An 18,177-nucleotide genomic window follows, 5' to 3' on the forward strand; every position below is an offset into this window, starting at 1 on the left:
GTAAATCTGGCTAATGACTAATACCACAGAGGAAAAGTGCGCAGACGGTGACTCGGTTGGACCGATTCGTAAAGCTGTGCTTGTTATTAATTGCGGCAGCTCGTCGGTTAAATTCGCGCTGATTGATATCGCGAGTGAACAACCGTTAATTACCGGTCTCGTCGAGTGCGTGGCTAGCCCAGAAGCTTCTTTGAGCTGGAAGCAGGATGGTGCTAAAGGGGAGAAAGCCTTACCTGATGCGAATTTAGTTGAGTGCTTGAGTGAGGTAATCGCGGTGTTACCTTCGGCAGCGGAAGTGATCGCAGTGGGACACCGAGTGGTGCATGGTGCAGAAGAATTCTCGGGCAGCGTGATGCTGTGTGACAAGGTGATGGGTGCGCTAGAGCGTTGCTCCGCGTTGGCACCTTTGCACAATCCCGCCAATATTGCAGGCATACGTGCCTCTCAAAAGGTCTTTCCTGGGTTGCCTCAAGTGGGCGTCTTTGACACTGCATTTCACCAAACCTTACCTCAGCACGCGTATTTATACCCAGTGCCTTACGACTGGTATACGGATCTCGGTGTGCGTCGCTATGGATTTCATGGCACCAGTCATCGTTACGTGGCGGAGGAGACTGCACGTCGCTTGGGCAAGGACATGTCTGATCTAAGTATTGTAATTGCACACTTGGGCAATGGTTGCAGTGCCTGTGCGATTGAAGCTGGGCAAAGCGTGGACACCACGATGGGACTTTCTCCACTTGAAGGACTTGTGATGGGGACTCGCAGTGGTGATATTGATCCAGCCTTACACGAATTTATTTCCAAGGCCAAGGGCTGGTCGCTTGAGCGCATTATGACGGCGCTCAATAAGGAGAGTGGTCTGCTCGGCATTTCAGGACAGAGCAATGACATGCGCACCTTAGTGGATGCAATGGACGAGGGCAACGAGCGTGCGGCGTTGGCGATCGAGGTCTTCGCGTATCGTTTGGCGAAGTCGATCCTTGGGTTGACGGCGGCTTTGACTAAACTCGATGCGATTGTCTTTACTGGCGGAATCGGTGAAAATTCTAATAAGGTTCGCGCCAAGGCACTGTCCCACATGCGAGTGTTGGGCGCGCAAATTGATCCAGAGCTCAATGCACAAAACGGAGACGCTGCGACTGGCTGCATTACGAAAGCGGGGACACTCCCAAGTCTCGTCGTAGCCACGAATGAAGAGCTGATGATCGCTCGTGAAACTTTAAATGTAACTCAATCATGAAACATGTATTCTTCTTAGCAGCCTCCGGAGTGGAGAGTGGTCTCACTTCCATTTCATTAGGTGTCTTTCGCGCGTTGGATCGTCGTGGTATTCGTGTCGGTTTCTGTAAGCCGATTAGCCAGGAATCTTTTCCAGAAGGCGAAGTCGATCCATCAATTAGCTTAGTGTCGAGCACAACAGGTTTTAAGCCAGTGGCACCGATGACACTCGATGAAGCGGAGCGCTATGTGCGCAATGATCAGATGGATGATCTGATGGAAAAGATCGTCGAGCAGGTCAGCACGCATGCCGACGAGGTCGATGTGATGGTGGTGGAAGGTCTATTGCCCACGGAGAGCGAGACCTTCCCCAATCGTATTAATCGATCGGTGGTGAAAGCACTGAGTGCCGAAGTTATTTTGGTCAATGCGCTGCGCAGCACGTCGATGGAGGACCTTCGCGAAAGCCTCGAAATGTCTGCATCGCTGTATGGTGGATGGCAGCGCAAAAATGTGATCGGTTGTATCTTAAATAAGGTGCAGGTGATGGATGCGGATACCTCTACTCAGACAATGAGTGTGCATGGAACTGGTAACAGTAAACGCCCTTCGAAGCAGATGAGCGTTGACGAACTGACTGCATTGAAAGAGCAGATTGTCTCCGAGTGTTCGATGTTTCAAGACCCTGACTTCGAGTTGATCGGTTGTGTCCCTTGGAACCCGGAATTGCCGTCGTTCCGTGTCAGTGATGTCGCTCGGCACTTAGATGCGAAGATTGTGAATGCTGGAGACTTTAATGGGCGACGCGTAAAAGATGTGCTGCTCTGTGCCCGTAATCTTTCACAGATTCTTCATGTGTTCGATGCGGGACGTCTCCTCGTCGCTCCCTGCGACCGAATTGACATTCTACTCACAGCGGCACTGGCGACGATGGATAAGATTCCACTTTCTGGCATCGTATTGACTGGCGGGATGGAATTGAGTGATGCGGTTTTAGACCTATGCCGACCGGCCTTCGAGCAGGGGTTACCGGTGCTAAGTGTTGAGACCGATAGCTTCGACACGGCGACCGCACTGTCTCGTATGCGTAACTACATCCCAGGCGACGATATTGAGCGGTTTAATACGACCTTAGATTATGCGGCTCGCCATTTGAACATGGAGGCGCTGGGTTCACGTGTAGCGAGTGACCTTGAAGTGCGCATGTCCCCAGCGGCATTTCGCCATCAACTATCATGCCGTGCTCGCAAAGCAAATAAACGTATTATTTTACCTGAAGGTGATGAGCCGCGCACGATTGTTGCCGCAGCGTCATGCCAGCAACGTGGACTCGCTCAATGTGTGCTAATTGGTAATCCCGATGACGTGAGCCGCGTGGCACTACGCCAAGGTGTGGATCTCAGCGGTATCGAAGTGATTGACCCTGAGGCAGTGCGCGAGCGCTACGTGCCGGCACTCATGGAGATGCGTAAGCACAAGAACCTGACAGAGAAAGAAGCGCGTGAAGCGCTCGAAGATACAGTCATGCTCGGCACGGTGATGTTGGCATTGGACGAAGTCGACGGCCTCGTGTCTGGAGCCGTTCATTCTTCGGCCAGCACGATCCGCCCGGCCTTGCAATTGATCAAAACCAGCCCAGGAGCAAAGGTTGTATCATCGGTTTTCTTCATGTGCTTGCCTGATCAGGTGCTGGTCTATGGTGACTGTGCGGTGAATCCAGATCCGAATGCAGAAAGCCTTGCCGATATCGCGATTCAGAGTGCGGAGTCTGCGGAGAGCTTTGGTATCCCTGCACGTGTGGCGCTCATCAGTTATAGCACCGGCCAATCAGGCTCCGGTGCAGACGTTGAGAAGGTGCGCGAGGCCACTGCGATTGCGAAGGCCGAACGTCCTGATCTCTTAATGGACGGTCCGCTGCAATACGATTCCGCTGCTGTCAGTGATGTGGCTAAAACGAAAGCGCCAGATAGTAAAGTTGCTGGTCAAGCCACCGTATTCGTCTTCCCTGATTTGAATACCGGTAATACGACTTACAAAGCGGTGCAACGTGCCGCCAACGTGATTAGTATTGGTCCAATGCTGCAAGGTCTGCGTAAACCGGTGAACGATCTCTCTCGTGGAGCACTAGTAGACGATATCGTTTACACTATAGCGATCACTGCGATTCAGGCAGACATCTAATACGTCGCGACGGAAAGTATTTCAACAAGGTCGTCACTGTAATAACGGTGACGACCTTTTTTTGTATTCGTTTTGGAGGTAAGGCGAATTGCTGTGTATCTGCCTCAGTGTGGTCCAGGCCAAGTCGATTGTCGCGAGAGCCTCGAAGTGAGCAGGCTTGCGTAAGGCAGGCCACGAGATTGATGATGACAAAGAGATCCGAGCGACAGTCGATTTGACTAACTGCGTCTTGTAGTAAGCCATTCGGATGTATTGGTTGCGAGGCGAGTGTGTCGCACAGATGTGCACCGGCGGCGAAGCCCATGCTTCCGACTTGGTTGGAAGCGATGCCGTCAGCTTCGCTCGATGTTGATCTAGGATGCGGAGCCACTGGTGCATCTATCAGTGGCACGGGGTGGCGCTATGGCGCGCGGGGATATTCTAGCACAGCCGTGGCGATGCCATGCGCGGCCAAGCATGGTGCACGCGATGGCCTTCTTCGGTGGGGCACTGGAACGCGAGCCGACTCGGGTATCGGCGATTGCTCGGAATCCTGCCTGGTGACTCTTGGCGATGGAGTCCTCAGAACGCCAATGAAACCACAGTTGCCGTCGGCTCTGAATACACCGATGCCTACGACTTCGATGTCTTGTCGCATCCATCTCTATTAGTCGATCATCGCTTTAAGGTAGATGGTGATAACGCAGCAACCGATGTGGCAGTGACGGTCGATACTACAACTGCAGGCGCTCGTTTCGGTTGGGTGTATAACGGAGTCCACGGCACAGGTTCAGCATTCCCTCGTCCTCGTATGTGGTCACGTTACACTGCCGATGATGAAGTCACCATCAGCCGCGGCTACTCGGGGCAGAATTCCCCAGCTTGGATCCAAGGCATCGACTTTAGTGGTTTGAATGACTAATTAGTAATTGTCTTCTCATAAGAACCTGCATTCGCAAGCATGCTGGTTCTTTCTCTAGAGCACCTGATTCAGTTACAATGCGAAACACTCACAAAGCATTGCCGCTGGTTGCCTCACCCGCGCCCCCGAATGCCTAAAGGACTTATTGCCTACATGGCTGGTAGAGGAGGGGAGCATGCTCCACGACCGTCGTGATCTCATGGGGCACTCGGTCTTGAGCAGTCGCGGTCGCTATGTGTGGGACGATGGAAGCTTGCTGGAAATCGAAATATCAGATGTAGACAACATTCCTGATGATGTTATTTTTACGGCTCTCGGATTTTATTTAGACTTAACAATACTACTGGAAACACGAAGGAGTTTACGCGTTTGATGGTTCTAACTGACTCGCCTGTTTCGGCTTAGACTGAGAGCTTTGGTTTAACCGAAGTGCTACGCCCTATTTGAAAGGGCTCAAGGCAATAATTCGTCTTGTTCGATTCTGTGTATTCAGATAAACAATGAAGTGAATGTGTTTTCGGTATAAAAGCGTATCAGTATCTATTTTTATATTTATTCTTGGATCTATTGTCCTATATGGAGCGAATGATCTGGAGGCGCTCGAGAAACGCCAGGATGCAATGAATGAACAATTGTCCGCTTTGGCGCAGCCTACTTTGAATATGGCGGTGGGCCAGATTGGTTTCAGATCGCTCTATCATCGGAAAAAAACGGAGCCCCTCGAGTGGATTCAAGTCGACCTGGAAAAACCTGTCACTGTGGACGAAATTGTGTTGGTTCCAGTCGTCAGTCGGATGTTTAGCCTCGGTGTGGTGGCTGATGCCTTTCCAGTGGATTTCAAAGTGTTTGTTGGCAGTTCGCCAGATGGGCCAAGGCAATTAGTAGCCGAATTCAATGGATGGACCTCTGAGCAAATGGGGATTGCGCCAGTCATCATAGACTTTGCACCTCAGCTTGTTTCATGGGTTAGAGTCGAAGCCACCCGTTTATCGCAAAAAGTTAGCGTTAACGATTATTATTTCCAACTGGCGGAGATGATGGTTTTCGGCGGGGGAATTAATTATGCACTCGGTGCGACGGCAACCTCTAGTTCGACGGCTGAAGAGAGTGCCGCTTGGAGTGTGTCCTATCTCGTTGACGGCGTTTTACCATACATTATGGACTCCGCATCGGAGCGTCAAAGTGCTGCATTTCTGAGTGTCTGGCTGCGTCAGGATTTCAAAGACGATATGATCATCGACATTGACCTCGAAGCCCCGGTTCGAGTGACAGGGTTGAGAATGTTTAGTATCGATCAGAATGAGACCTTCCCGCATAGTCATCCAGGTGACTTTGGGTTTCCTCGGAAGTTTCGGGTATTAGCTTCGAATCGCGCTGACTTCACCGAATCCGAAGTTCTATTTGATGTTTCTTTTAATAAAACATCTGAAATTAGCCCTATCATGGAGTGGCGCAGGCCCGGTAAGAGCTGTCGTTATCTGCGTATTGTAATTGACGAACCGTATTCAGAGTTTCTAAAAAATCGAACGCTCAGACGTATCGCACTTTCAGAAATCGAGGTGCTCAGTGATGGGCGTAATATTGCGCTCAACAAGCCAGTCAAAACGAACCTAGACTATAATAAGCGTTATAGCGCTGTTTCGGCGCTGACCGATGGGATGAATTCTTTCGGAGAGATTCTGACTATCCGTCGTTGGATGAACGAGTTAGCGCTTCGGCATACACTCGCTCAAGAGCTATTGATCGTCGAAGACGGGATCACTCAGGCGCATCTCGATCAAGAAGTGATGCTACGCCGTATGTTGACCGTCGTGGTCACAGTGGCAGCTGTCATGGTTTTGCTCTTTTTGATTGTTCTTATTCGGCGACAGGCGCATGAAGCGCATATACGGGAGCGCATTGCAGCCAATCTCCATGACGAACTCGGGGCAAATTTACACGCAATTGGGATGTTAGGCGACGTTGCGATCGAGGCACTGGATTCACCTGATCGGCTTAAAATTGCCGTTCGCAAGATTCGAGAGCTGACTGATCGAACGGGGCAGTCCGTTCGACAGTGCACCAACATGATGCAAGCAAAGGGAGCTGACATGGATTTTGTTCAAGAGGTCAAGAGTGATAGCGCGCGGCTTTTGTCCGGTATTGAAGCCGAGTTGGAAGTCGAGGATGCGGTAACGTTAAATGCCTTGCCTAGGCGTAAGCGCATTGATCTGTCGCTGTTTCATAAGGAGTGTTTGATGAATATCATTAAGCATGCGGATGCCACGAAAGTCACGGAGTCGATTCGTGTCGAAGACGGAACAGTGATTATGACCGTCCTGGATAATGGCATGGGGCTTGGTGAAAAGGTTCCCCTTGCTTTGTCGCGACGTGCACGTTTGGTTGGCGGTAAACTCGAAATTTTAAGTCCTTCAGATGGTGGAACGAAGGTAGTGCTGAAAGTTACAATCCCTAAAATAAAGATACTGAGATGAATGAAAAAATAAAAATTATGCTGGTTGAAGATAATCGTGAATACCGCGATGTGCTCACTTTCGCATTGGGTAACGAAGACGATTTTGAGCTGATCAGTCAGTTTGGTAATGCAGAAATGGCGTTGTCGAGTCTTCGCGGAAAAGGGACGGAGGAGTTGCCTGATGTCATACTACTGGACCTGCATCTTCCGCGGATGAGTGGCTCTGAGGCATTACCTTTCTTCCGTCAAGTGAGTGAGCATTCTGAAATCATCATTTTGACACAATCGGATCGAGAAGCTGATGTGTTTCACACACTTTCGCTTGGGGCCTCCGGTTATTTGTTAAAGTCTTCGACCGTCCCGCAGATCAAGCATGGGATCCGTCAAGTTGTGAGTGGTCATGGAGTTTTGGATACGGCAATCGCGCGTTATGTGATCAATACCCTGAAGACCCGTCCTGCGAGTTCTGCAACAAATGGATTACTATCTGACCGCGAGCTTCAAACACTAGAATTGTTGGCTGATGGCTTACAGAAGAAGGAAATCGCAGTAAAATTAAATATCAGCTATACCACAGTGAATACACATGTGAAACATGTATATGAGAAGTTGGATGTGCAAAATGCGCCCGCGGCGGTGCGAGTCGCTTATCAGTTGGGTATTTTTTAGGATTGGATAAGCTGAAGTTGTAGATCTTTGCATCCTGTATATGTAGGATGTGTGGAGTCCTGTATATGATTCATTGCATAGGGTCGGTGCTGCTTACATTTTGGTGAGGAAATCGACTTTAGGTTGGCAATCGTCGTGGTGCACCGTAGCCGCGATTCAATCATTTGTATTTATGCGCTCCTTGGGGGGGGAGCGTTTATAGGGGGCTTCGGCATTCATTTATGGGTGCCGGAGTTTTTTTGTTTCGGTTGTTTTAGGCAGGAGCACTTAGTGAAGCCTGCATGTTTTTTCTTATGGCATCCTACGTATGCAGGATGCGTCTCATCACTCAGATGATCTGTTGAACTGATTGTAGGCATTTGGATAGTATCCTCCTCTTATGAGTAAACCTATCATCGCATCGATCTGCATGCCTTTCTTGCTTTCGCTGACTAGCGTGAGTGTCGCGCATGCAAAAGAACCGAGTGAACCGCCAGTGGAGTTTCGTGAGCAATGGACGGCGCTGAATACGTCTGAGCCGAAGCAACTCGCTCGGGAACGTTTTAACGAAAACAAATACGGAATGTTTATTCACTGGGGGCTCTATTCTCAGGTAGGCGGTGTCTGGAAAGGTGAAAAAATGGAAGAGGGCGGGACTGGGCCGCGTGTCGCCGAATGGGTGATGCGCCGCAAAGGGATTTCTCGTGCTGAATACGCCGCGCTGGCCGACACCTTTAATCCAGTTGAGTTCGATGCGGATGAATGGGTAGCTATCGCCAAGGCTGCCGGCATGAACTATATAGTGATCACGTCCAAGCACCACGATGGCTTCGCACTGTTTGATTCTCAGGCCAACGATTTCAACGTGGTGAAAGCAACGCCGTTCAAGCGTGACATCATTCGTGAGTTGGAGCAGGCCTGCAAGCGAGGTGGCTTGGACTTCGGCGTCTATTACTCGCATGCGATCGACTGGGCCGATGGAGGCGACGGAGGTTTAAAGGACTATGCGGTCGGTGAGCGTCCTCCCTTCCGAGGGTTTGCGAATGCTTGGGACCCCGCTCCAGTTACTTTTCAGGACTACCTCGAAAACAAATCACTGCCGCAGATTCGCGAACTACTTGCGAACTACGACTTAAGCGAGATCTGGTTCGATACACCCTGCCATATTCTACCGGAGCAGAGTTTTGAGTTTTACACGACTGTGTATGAAGCGAATCCCGAGATTTTGGTGACCCAACGTATCGGCAATGGAATGGGGGACATCGGCACCCCAGGTGACAATAAGATCCCAGAGCAGGCGATTGAGAGCACTTGGGAAGGCATTGCGACGACCAATCACTCTTGGGGCTACAAGTCTTATGACGACCACTGGAAGTCCCCGATGGAAACGCTGTTCTGGTTGCTTGAAAATTCCAGTAAAGGAGGCAATTTTCTGCTGAATGTCGGCCCGATGGGCAACGGTATGATTCCCAAAGAATCGGTGGAGAATCTCCTGGGAGCCGGTGCGTGGCTCAAAGTCAACGGCGAGGCCGTATATGGAACCCGTAACTGGACCACCACCAGCGAAGGCCCCGGCAGCATTAAGCCGTCGAAACGTGCAGGGGCTTTTGAGCAACAAGTCACCCCGCAGCATTTTTGGTTCACCTGCAAGGACGATGCCGTCTATGTCTCTGCCCTCCAGCGCCCGGAAGGCAATACGGTCGTGATTCAAGCACTGAAAGACCTTTCGATCAAAGGGATTGAAGTGCTCGGAGAGTCTGGATCTGTCGAGTGGTCGAATACGAAGGAAGGGCTATCCGTGACTTTGCCTGATTTTGTAACAACGACACCTGGCTATGCGTTGAAAGTTCAGCTCTAAGCCCGATCGATCAGCCTAGAGTCCAAATATATGCTATCCAAAAATACTGATGAAACATTTAGTTAGAACACTCTTTTTAAGCCTTAGCCTAGTGGCAAGTTTACAAGCTGCTGACCAGCCCAATATCATCTTGGTGATGCCGGATGACGCGGGGTATGGCGACTATGCGTGTTTGGGTAATCCTTACATTAAAACTCCGACGATCGATTTGTTTAAAGATCAAAGCACGCTCTTTACCCAGTTTCATGTGAGCCCGAAATGCGGGCCTTCGCGTGCGGCGCTGATGAGTGGTGCGCACGAGTTTCGTAGCGGTGTGACGCATACGATACTTGAACGTGAGCGAATGAATCTAAAGATGGTCACGATGGCGGATATGCTTAAGACCGCTGGATATACGACTGGCATTTTCGGTAAGTGGCATCTCGGTGATGATGAGGCCTATCGCCCCGAAAACCGTGGGTTTGACGAAACCTACATTCACGGTGCGGGGGGCATCGGGCAGACGTTTTCTGGTTCCTGCGGGGATGCACCCGGAAACACAAATATTAACCCAGCGTTGTGGCATAATGGTAAATGGGTGAAGACGCAGGGCTACTGCACAGATCTGTTCTTCGGTCAGGCAGAAAAATGGATCCAACAAAGCGTGGCAGAAGATAAGCCATTCTTTGCTTTTATCGCGCCGAACGCCCCACATGGCCCGCATGTTCTTCCCGAGGAATATTATCAGCACTATCTTAAAAATCCGAAGACAAAGAAAGTCGCTAAATTTTATGGCATGATCGAAAATATCGATACCAACTTCGGTCAGTTGCTGAAGATGCTGGATGAAATGAAGATCGCTGATAATACAATGGTGATCTACCTCGGCAGTGACAACGGTGGCACGGCAGGCGTGAATATTTTTAATGCAGGCATGACGGGTAAAAAGATGTCGCCGTATCAGGGCGGACACCGGGTGCCCGCGTTCATCCGCTGGCCGAATGGCGGGGTGCAGGAGGGCGTGGAGAGTGATCGCTTAACGGCCCATGTGGATTTGTTCAAAACCTTTATGGCGATCACGGGCGCTCCGGAAACCGAAGCACTCCAGAACCAGCTCGAAGGCCGAAACCTGATGCCGCTGCTTAAGGATAGGACGGCCGAGTGGGCTGGTCGCACATGGATTAGCCATGTGGGAAGCTGGGCCACTGGAATGGCGGATGAATTTAAGCACCGTGAGTGCAATATCCAAAATGAGCGCTTCGCGCTCGTGAAGCACAACGAGCTGTATGACCTAAAAGCGGATCCAGGGCAGAAGCATAACGTCGCCGACCAATATCCAGAAGTGGTGGCTCAATTCCGCGAAACCTACGACGCATGGTGGGACACTGTGAAAGGCGATTTTGTAAACGAGGATGTAATCGGGCCTGAAATGAATCCGCTGAAGGTGGCGTATTGGGAGCAATTCGGTGGTGAACCCGATGCGGCGTTGCTGAAGCGAATGAACCCCATGAAACGTAGCCATCAATCCATTGTAGATAAAGCTCGCGCAAAAGAACTGGGCCTCGCAGTTCCCCAAAAAAATAAGAAGTAAATCGTATGATCAAAAATAATAGAAATTATCGGCTCCTGTTGGGGGTTGCTTTCGGGCTTTGCATTGCAGGCATTTGTTCTTCAGTGCAGGCGAGCTCCCGCCCAAATGTGATTTTGGTGATGACCGATGATCAGGGCTATGGCGATCTCGGGTGCCATGGTAATCCGATCTTGAAGACACCGGAGCTTGATAAGCTACATGCAGAATCGGTGCGGTTCACCGATTTTCATGTGAGTGCGTTCTGCACACCGACGCGAGCGTCGTTGATGACAGGGCAGCATGCGGGGCGCACGGGTGCTTACCGCACGACGGGTGGCCTCTCTATTCTTCGTCCTGAGAAGAAGACGGTCGCGAATCTTTTCGCTGACAATGGCTATGCCACAGGAATGTTCGGCAAATGGCATCTTGGAGATAACGCGCCGCAGCGTCCACAGGATAAAGGATTTCAAGATGTAGTCTGGCACCGCTGTGGCGGGATCGGACAGGCGTCCGACTATTGGGGGAATGATTATTTCGATGACACCTTTGAGCGGGTAACGCCTGGTAGCCGTATCGGTGAATTTGAGAAGTTTGAAGGCTATTGCACGGATGTATTCTTTGGTGAAGCGCTCAGGTTTGTTGAGCAGAACAAAGAGAAGCCGTTCTTCCTATATCTGGCGCTCAATGCGCCGCACGGGCCCTATCGCGTGGCACCGGAATGGGAGGAGCCATACAAGGGAAACAAGCAAGTTACCAATTCCGCATTCTACGGAATGATCGCCAACATCGACTGGAATATGGGCCTATTTCGAAAGCGCCTCGAGGAACTGGGCGTAGCGGAAAATACCATTTTAATTTTCATGACGGACAATGGCACCTCTGGCGGAGGGAAGTTTAGAAAAGGAGAGGATTCCCTTCCGTTGGCCGGCTATAACGCGGGGATGCGCGGTAGGAAATCCTCTATCTATGAAGGCGGGCAGCGCGTTCCGTTTTTCATTTATTGGCCGGAGGGCGACCTGACGGGTGGCAAGGATATTGAGACGCTTGCGGCTCATTTGGATGTTCTGCCGACGCTGGCCGAGTTGTGCGGCATGGACGTTCCTGATGCGTATGATGTGGATGGCCTATCGCTGGTTCCGCTTTTGAAAGGGGAGGCCAGTTCTTGGCCGCGTGATCATCTCGTCATTCAGCATCATGGCGGCAGGATTTTTTCTACACCGCTAGACGAGCCACTTGCGGATACTGTGGTGATGACTGAAACATGGCGCTTGGTAAATTCCTGGCGCGTGATACGTGAGCACAACTTTAAACTCTACGACATAGAAAATGATTTTTCTCAAGAGAACGATATTTCAGCGGATCATCCTGAAGTGGTGGAGCAATTGAAAGCGCTTTATCAGCCGTTTTGGGAAAAAGTGTCTCCAATAATATTGGGTGAAACGAGTCGAATGGATTTAGGCAATCTCGATCACAACCCAACTGAACTCTGTTCACAGGACTGGGTGGTTAAGAGAGGCTATCCTCCCTACAGTTTTGGCCAGATCAAAAAGCTACCGCGAAGGACCGCGCCTTGGATGGTTGATGTGAAGCAGGCTGGACGTTATCGCTTTACCCTGCGCCAGTGGCCAGAGGCTGCGAACAAACCTGTGGTGGCCGTTCGTGCTAAAGTTGAAATCGCAGGCAAGGAGAAAGAGGTGCCCGTTTCAGCTAATAGCAAAGGGGTTGTGATTGAAATGGATCTTCCCGCCGGGCCAACGGAGCTAGTCACCTATCTGTATGACGAAAAAGGCAAAGCCGGCGGTGCCTACTTCACCGAGGTGGAATTCCTTCAATAGAAATAAAGGAAACGTGCGGTGAAACTGCGATTCAGTGAACTTCAGCACTGATCCGTATCGTTCTCGATGCTGTGAAAATGATAAGTAAAATGCAAATTATTCAAAAAATCCGTGTGGCACTCTTATTGTCAGTGGCACTCATGGCAGGGCTGTCAGTTGATGCGGCGGAACGTCCCAACATTATTTTTATGCTGACCGATGATCAGCGTTGGGATGATCTTGGAGCAGCTGGTAATGAAGTGATTATTACGCCGAACCTCGATAAACTCGCCGAAAATGGCACGCTGTTCAGCCAGGCGACAGTCAGCAGCCCGATCTGTATGGCCAGTCGCGCCACCTGCTTTTTGGGGCAAACTGAGAGACGCCACGGAGTGAACTTTAGTTCCGGTCGGCCCTTAAAACCGGACGCATGGGTAAATTCCTATCCGGCGATCCTAAGAGATCATGGTTATCAAACAGGTTTTATCGGAAAAATCGGCATCGAAGCCAGATTTCTGGCAACGAGTTTTGATTACTGGAAAGGTTTTTTCAAGCAAGGGACGTATGCTCAATCCAACGGTCAACACTTGACGACTGTCATTGGCGACCAAGCCCTCGAATTTTTCGACAAGCGTGATAAAGACAAAAACTTTGTATTATCCATCAGCTTTAAGGCTCCGCATTTTGATGGGAAGGAAGGCCTGCCATCATTACCGCAATTTGAAGATCTATACAAAGACGTCGATATTCCCTTGCGCGGTGAAGAGTTTAAAAAAATAGAGAAGCCCCTAGTCAATAGCTTCACCGGCCCACGCTATGTGACGTATTATTCAACCCCGGAAAAACGTGCGGAAACCATCCGCAAACGCTATCGTCTTATTACCGGAGTTGATCATTGTGTCGGTCGTATTGTTGACGCGTTAGAGAAGTATGGGATTTCGGATAATACCGTTATTATTTTTATGGGAGATAATGGTTACCTAACGGGTGAACATGCGATGGCTGAGAAATACTTTATGTATGAAGAGAGCTTGCGTGTGCCACTGATTGTTTACGACCCGCGTCTGCCTGAAAATCAGCGTTCAATAAAGTCAAAAGCGCTTGCCTCAAATATTGATATCGCTCCAACCATTATCGATCTTGCTCAACTGCCTAAACCTTCAACGATGCAGGGGGAATCGCTAATGCAAATGATTAAAGGCAAAAGCAACGGACGTGATGCCGTTTTCTGCGAAAATCTCTATAAAGCACGTGGAGATTTACTGTGTGACACAATCCGCACAGAGAAGTGGAAGTTAATCGAATTTTTCAATAATCCAGAGTATGACGCGGAGCTATACAATCTGGAGAAAGACGGCAACGAGGCCGTGGACCTGATCGGAAATCCAGAATATGCACTGGTTGTTGAGGAGCTCCGAGCAAAGCTGCAGGCGCTACGTGTGATGCATGCAGGACATGAGTCCGGCTGGGTTGGTGGAAAGGCTGTCGTTTCCAGAAATAAAGGTGCTTCAGGTCGAAAGAATAAATCTGAAAAGTAAGTGAATCAAAAGGAAATATATAATGAAAACGATTTTTAGAATAATTTGTCTGGTGGGGTGCTTACCTCTAGCGGCGCATGCCCTTGAAATTCATGTGAGCCCGATGGGATCGGATGCCAATTCGGGTGCAAAAGATGCCCCTTTGGCCACGCTCGGCGCTGCTCGGGATGCCTTGCGCACCTCGCAGAAACTTGGGAAGGAACCTTGCTCGGTGACTTTGGCAGACGGGGTGTATTATTTGCCGGAGACCTTGCGCTTCACGCCGGTGGATTCCGGCTCGGAGCAGTATCCAGTTATCTACCGCGCACAGAACCGCGGCAAGGCGGTGGTGAGCGGAGGCTTAAAATTGGAGCTGGACTGGCAACCGTATCAGAACGGCATTTTTCAGGCAACAACCTCGGCCAGTTTGGACATTGATCAGCTGTTTGTCAACGGCACGAATCAGCGGATGGCACGCTATCCGAATTATGATGCGTCGAAAAAGACGGAGGCCTATCAAGGCTTCGCCGCGGATGCCTTTTCCAAGGAGCGCGCGACAGGGTGGGCGGATCCGTCCGGCGGCACTATCCACGCTATGCACAAAGCACGTTGGGGTGGCTACCACTACCGTATTACCGGAAAGGATGCGCAGGGCGAGGTTACCTATGAAGGCGGCTGGCAGAATAACCGCCAGATGGGGATGCATCAAAGCCAACGCATGGTGGAGAATGTCTTTGAAGAGTTGGATGCGCCAGGCGAGTGGTTTCACGATGCAAAATCGAGCACTCTATATTATATGCCAGATGCCTCGCTCGATCTGGAAAAGGCTGTGTTTGAGGTCGTGCGCTTGCGCCACCTGGTCGAGATCTACGGAGATCTGAAAAAACCAGTCGCCACCATGGAAATCCCTGATCCTGGAAATAAAATCCCGAATCTGATTTTGGAAACGCGTGAAACGATCAAGTCGGTTCAGCAAATTCAGTTGCAGGGGATCCGTTTTGCGGGTGCACGTCGCACCTTTATGGATACCAAGGAACCTTTGCTGCAAAGTGATTGGGCCATTTATCGTGGTGGCGCGGTTCACTTGCGCGGAACAGAACACATTGTGATCGAAAACTGCGACTTCGAAGAATTGGGCGGCAACGCCGTGTTTGTCGATGGTTACAATCGCTACAGCGTTATTCGTGGAAACTTGTTTAAAAATAATGGTGCAAGTGACGTAGCCTTTACCGGCTCGTTCTCGGCGGTGCGCTCGCCTCGATTCAGTTATTTAACGATGCCGCATTCACTCGATGAGGTGGATAGGGAAGTTGGCCCCAAAACAAATGAATACCCAGCAGATTGTCTCGTAGAAGACAACCTTATGACACGCTGTGGACGGGTCGAAAAACAGAGTGCGGGTGTGAATATTTCGATGTCCTCGCGGATTACTGTGCGTCATAATACTATTTTTGACACACCCCGCGCGGCGATTAACATCTGCGATGGCACATGGGGCGGCCATGTGATCGAGTGGAACGATTGTTTCGAGACTGTGTTAGAGACGCATGATCATGGCGCGTTTAACTCTTGGGGACGTGACCGCTACTGGCACCAAGCCGGTCCGTCTGGGGCTAGGCATAAGGACAAGAGCGGTAAGCCACTGATCAGTTACTGGATTGAAGCCGATCCGAACGCGCCGTTTTGGGATGCCTATCAGACTACAATCCTACGTAACAACCGTATGCAATGCGATCATGGCTGGGATATCGATTTGGACGATGGGTCCACCAATTACGAGATCTATGACAACCTGTGCTTGTCCGGTGGTTTGAAGACCCGTGAAGGTTATAAACGGATCGTCAAGAACAACGTGATTCTTGGAAAGGGCTATACCTGCAATGTGCCGTATCCGAAACCGACGCACGACATCTTTGAATCCAATATTCTCTGGGGCGTCGGTTATTCCGCTTCCAATCCGACGCTTTGGGGCGGTTCTAGAAACCGTAGTTTCATGCATAACTCTGCTAGCGAGGGCGCGGAACCTTGGATCGCAGGGCAAGGGAAAACCGGGGATGATGCGGACAGCCTTTATGGCAATGCGCAGTTTGTGAATCCGAGCATCGGCGACTTTACAGTAGCCGATGCTTCACCGGCGCTCACAACTGGTTTCAGGAATTTCCCGATGGAGGGATTCGGGGTTGTCTCTGACCGCTTACAGGCGATGGCTGAAGAACCGCCTATTGTCCTGCCCAGTAAGGTTGGGCCCAATATCGCTGCACAGGCGCGCAAGCGGATGGTTCTGGGGGCGGAATACAAAGCGCTGGATACGGAAGCTGAACTGACTGCCACGGGAATGGATTCCCTGCGCGGTGTCCTGTTGGTCAACGTGCCAGCGTCCAGTCCGATGGGCCGATACGGTTTTGAGAGCGACGATGTCGTCCTCGAGATTGATGGCAAAAAAGTTGTCCTCAAAAAGATCGCAAAAATCATGTCCCGTTTGAGTAAAGGCGAGCATCAGGCCGTCGTCTGGCGTGGTCAGCAATTACATCAGTTCAAATTCAATACAGGTAAGCAGTAATCAAAACACACCATGAAACGACTAAATATATCATTGAAACTGCTGATCATCACGCTCGGTATAGCCTTGCACACGGTTGTGAGTGCGCAGGTTGTGCCTGCGCCATCAGCCGATAAAAGCACAGGGCGTGCAGCATGGCTCGATGAAGCCAAGTATGGCATGTTTATTCACTGGGGCGTTTATTCGACATTGGCCAAGGGGGAATGGGTGATGTCAGGTAGCAAAATCCCAGTGGTAGAATACAAAGAGATGGCCTCGAAATTTAATCCGGTGAAGTTTGATGCGGAGGAATGGGTGGCCGTTGCGAAGAACGCTGGGATGAAATACATCACGATCACCAGTAAGCACCACGATGGCTTTGCAATGTTTGATTCCGAAGTCACGGATTACAACATCGTTGATTATACTCCCTTTAAGCGCGATGTGCTGCAGGAGCTGAAAGAAGCCTGCGACAACGCTGGAATCAAACTTGGATTTTACTACTCACAAACGCAGGACTGGGAGTTTCCGGGCGGTGCAGGGCGCAAGTGGGATCCCGCTCAGAAAGGTGATTTCCGGAACTATATTGACACCAAGGCTCTGCCACAACTGAAGGAGCTGATGACCAATTACGAGCCCACGCACATTTGGTTCGATACCCCATTTTCTAATAAAGGTAAGAATACCAGTCCCGAGTTGGCGAAGGAATTTGTCGATGTCATTCGTGAGGCTGATCCCGACACCATTATCAACAGTCGTCTTATGTTCCATGGTAATCAAGTAGAAGGATTAAAGCCTGAACAGTATGAAACTTTGAAAGAAGTTGGAGTGGATTTCCTCTCTTACCGCGACCGCACAATTCCACCTCATAGTCCTTGGGAATACTGGGAAACATGCATGACCTTGAACGACGCCTGGGGTTACAGAGCAAATGACCACAATTGGAAAACCTCTCAAATGGTAATCATGCAGCTTGTTGAAGTTGTCAGTAAAGGAGGCACTTTTCTCCTGAATGTAGGGCCGACTGCTGAAGGTGAAATACCTGCGCCTGCTATTGCAATTTTAGAATCTGCTGGAGAGTGGCTGAAGGTGAATAGTGAATCAGTTTATGGTGCTGAGGAAACCATTTTTGAAGGTTCAGGTGACTACATCAAGTTATCTGCCAAGGAACAAGCGACTCTTGAGAAGGATGCACTTGCGACGGGTGCGGGTAAAGGGAAGAAGGGGCATAAACAGAAGGACTATGCTTGGTTGGCGACAGGTCGCGAAGGAAAGCTTTATCTTCACTTCTTCCAATGGCCAATTGAGCCATTCGAGCTAGAGGGTTTTGACGCAGACAAGGTGACCAACGCCTATTTCTTAGCCGATCCTGGGAAGAGCCCCGTCCAATTCACCCAGACTGGCGGCACTGTTAAAGTGACGCTGCCTGCCAAGCCTCTGGATGAGTTGAACACGGTTCTCTGCCTGACGCTGGATTAATTCGCTGGTTCATAA

General features: G+C 50.3%; 12 protein-coding genes. 11 read left to right on the forward strand and 1 reads right to left on the reverse strand.

Going from position 1 to position 18,177, the window contains the following annotated elements:
• Positions 1–13: 13 nt before the first annotated feature.
• Both GZZ87_RS13010 and pta read left to right on the forward strand, forming a co-directional pair.
• Positions 14–1,243 carry an acetate kinase gene (locus GZZ87_RS13010; RefSeq protein ID WP_162024930.1) on the forward strand — a complete coding sequence of 410 codons (1,230 nt, stop codon included), beginning with the start codon at positions 14–16 and terminating at the stop codon, positions 1,241–1,243.
• Positions 1,240–3,402: a phosphate acetyltransferase gene (gene pta, locus GZZ87_RS13015; protein WP_162024929.1), complete on the forward strand. Its 2,163-nt coding sequence runs from the start codon at positions 1,240–1,242 to the stop codon at positions 3,400–3,402. Before GZZ87_RS13010 ends, pta begins: the two co-directional genes overlap by 4 nt.
• Here the strand turns inward: pta and GZZ87_RS13020 are convergent.
• Complete coding sequence (locus GZZ87_RS13020; RefSeq protein ID WP_162024928.1) at positions 3,377–3,793, reverse strand: hypothetical protein; 417 nt, start codon at positions 3,791–3,793, stop codon at positions 3,377–3,379. The two genes, pta and GZZ87_RS13020, sit on opposite strands and share 26 nt — an antisense overlap.
• 51 nt (positions 3,794–3,844) lie before the next feature.
• Between GZZ87_RS13020 and GZZ87_RS13025 the strand changes: the two genes are divergently transcribed.
• The 9 genes from GZZ87_RS13025 (at position 3,845) to GZZ87_RS13065 (ending at position 18,162) form a co-directional block, all read left to right on the forward strand.
• Positions 3,845–4,303, forward strand: a complete 459-nt coding sequence (locus GZZ87_RS13025; RefSeq protein ID WP_162024927.1) for a hypothetical protein — start codon at positions 3,845–3,847, stop codon at positions 4,301–4,303.
• A 620-nt stretch (positions 4,304–4,923) separates the two neighbouring features.
• Entirely contained in the window at positions 4,924–6,777 is a 1,854-nt protein-coding gene (locus GZZ87_RS13030; RefSeq protein WP_162024926.1) for a histidine kinase, read from the forward strand.
• Complete coding sequence (locus GZZ87_RS13035) at positions 6,774–7,427, forward strand: response regulator transcription factor (RefSeq protein ID WP_162024925.1); 654 nt, start codon at positions 6,774–6,776, stop codon at positions 7,425–7,427. Before GZZ87_RS13030 ends, GZZ87_RS13035 begins: the two co-directional genes overlap by 4 nt.
• Before the next feature lie 379 nt (positions 7,428–7,806).
• The gene (locus GZZ87_RS13040; protein ID WP_162024924.1) at positions 7,807–9,264 is read left to right on the forward strand and encodes an alpha-L-fucosidase; all 1,458 of its coding nucleotides are present in this window, start codon (positions 7,807–7,809) and stop codon (positions 9,262–9,264) included.
• A gap of 49 nt (positions 9,265–9,313) precedes the next feature.
• A complete protein-coding gene (locus GZZ87_RS13045) occupies positions 9,314–10,834 on the forward strand; it encodes an arylsulfatase (protein ID WP_162051197.1) in 1,521 nt (506 codons plus the stop codon).
• Positions 10,835–10,839: 5 nt separating this feature from the next.
• Entirely contained in the window at positions 10,840–12,648 is a 1,809-nt protein-coding gene (locus tag GZZ87_RS13050; RefSeq protein ID WP_162024922.1) for an arylsulfatase, read from the forward strand.
• Positions 12,649–12,737: 89 nt separating this feature from the next.
• Complete coding sequence (locus GZZ87_RS13055; RefSeq protein ID WP_162024921.1) at positions 12,738–14,165, forward strand: sulfatase-like hydrolase/transferase; 1,428 nt, start codon at positions 12,738–12,740, stop codon at positions 14,163–14,165.
• A 22-nt stretch (positions 14,166–14,187) separates the two neighbouring features.
• Entirely contained in the window at positions 14,188–16,704 is a 2,517-nt protein-coding gene (locus tag GZZ87_RS13060) for a right-handed parallel beta-helix repeat-containing protein (protein WP_162024920.1), read from the forward strand.
• A gap of 12 nt (positions 16,705–16,716) precedes the next feature.
• Positions 16,717–18,162: an alpha-L-fucosidase gene (locus GZZ87_RS13065; protein ID WP_162024919.1), complete on the forward strand. Its 1,446-nt coding sequence runs from the start codon at positions 16,717–16,719 to the stop codon at positions 18,160–18,162.
• The last annotated feature ends 15 nt before the right edge of the window (positions 18,163–18,177 follow it).

Source organism: Lentimonas sp. CC4 (assembly GCF_902728235.1).
GTDB lineage: Bacteria > Verrucomicrobiota > Verrucomicrobiia > Opitutales > Coraliomargaritaceae > Lentimonas.

What these genes read in the sequence shown, in the direction of transcription:
- GZZ87_RS13010 (WP_162024930.1), top strand. Translation starts at nt 14, where the DNA reads ATGACTAATACCACAGAGGAAAAGTGCGCAGACGGTGACTCGGTTGGA.
- pta (WP_162024929.1), top strand. Translation starts at nt 1,240, where the DNA reads ATGAAACATGTATTCTTCTTAGCAGCCTCCGGAGTGGAGAGTGGTCTC.
- GZZ87_RS13025 (WP_162024927.1), top strand. Translation starts at nt 3,845, where the DNA reads ATGCGCGGCCAAGCATGGTGCACGCGATGGCCTTCTTCGGTGGGGCAC.
- GZZ87_RS13030 (WP_162024926.1), top strand. Translation starts at nt 4,924, where the DNA reads ATGAATGAACAATTGTCCGCTTTGGCGCAGCCTACTTTGAATATGGCG.
- GZZ87_RS13035 (WP_162024925.1), top strand. Translation starts at nt 6,774, where the DNA reads ATGAATGAAAAAATAAAAATTATGCTGGTTGAAGATAATCGTGAATAC.
- GZZ87_RS13040 (WP_162024924.1), top strand. Translation starts at nt 7,807, where the DNA reads ATGAGTAAACCTATCATCGCATCGATCTGCATGCCTTTCTTGCTTTCG.
- GZZ87_RS13045 (WP_162051197.1), top strand. Translation starts at nt 9,314, where the DNA reads ATGAAACATTTAGTTAGAACACTCTTTTTAAGCCTTAGCCTAGTGGCA.
- GZZ87_RS13050 (WP_162024922.1), top strand. Translation starts at nt 10,840, where the DNA reads ATGATCAAAAATAATAGAAATTATCGGCTCCTGTTGGGGGTTGCTTTC.
- GZZ87_RS13055 (WP_162024921.1), top strand. Translation starts at nt 12,738, where the DNA reads ATGCAAATTATTCAAAAAATCCGTGTGGCACTCTTATTGTCAGTGGCA.
- GZZ87_RS13060 (WP_162024920.1), top strand. Translation starts at nt 14,188, where the DNA reads ATGAAAACGATTTTTAGAATAATTTGTCTGGTGGGGTGCTTACCTCTA.
- GZZ87_RS13065 (WP_162024919.1), top strand. Translation starts at nt 16,717, where the DNA reads ATGAAACGACTAAATATATCATTGAAACTGCTGATCATCACGCTCGGT.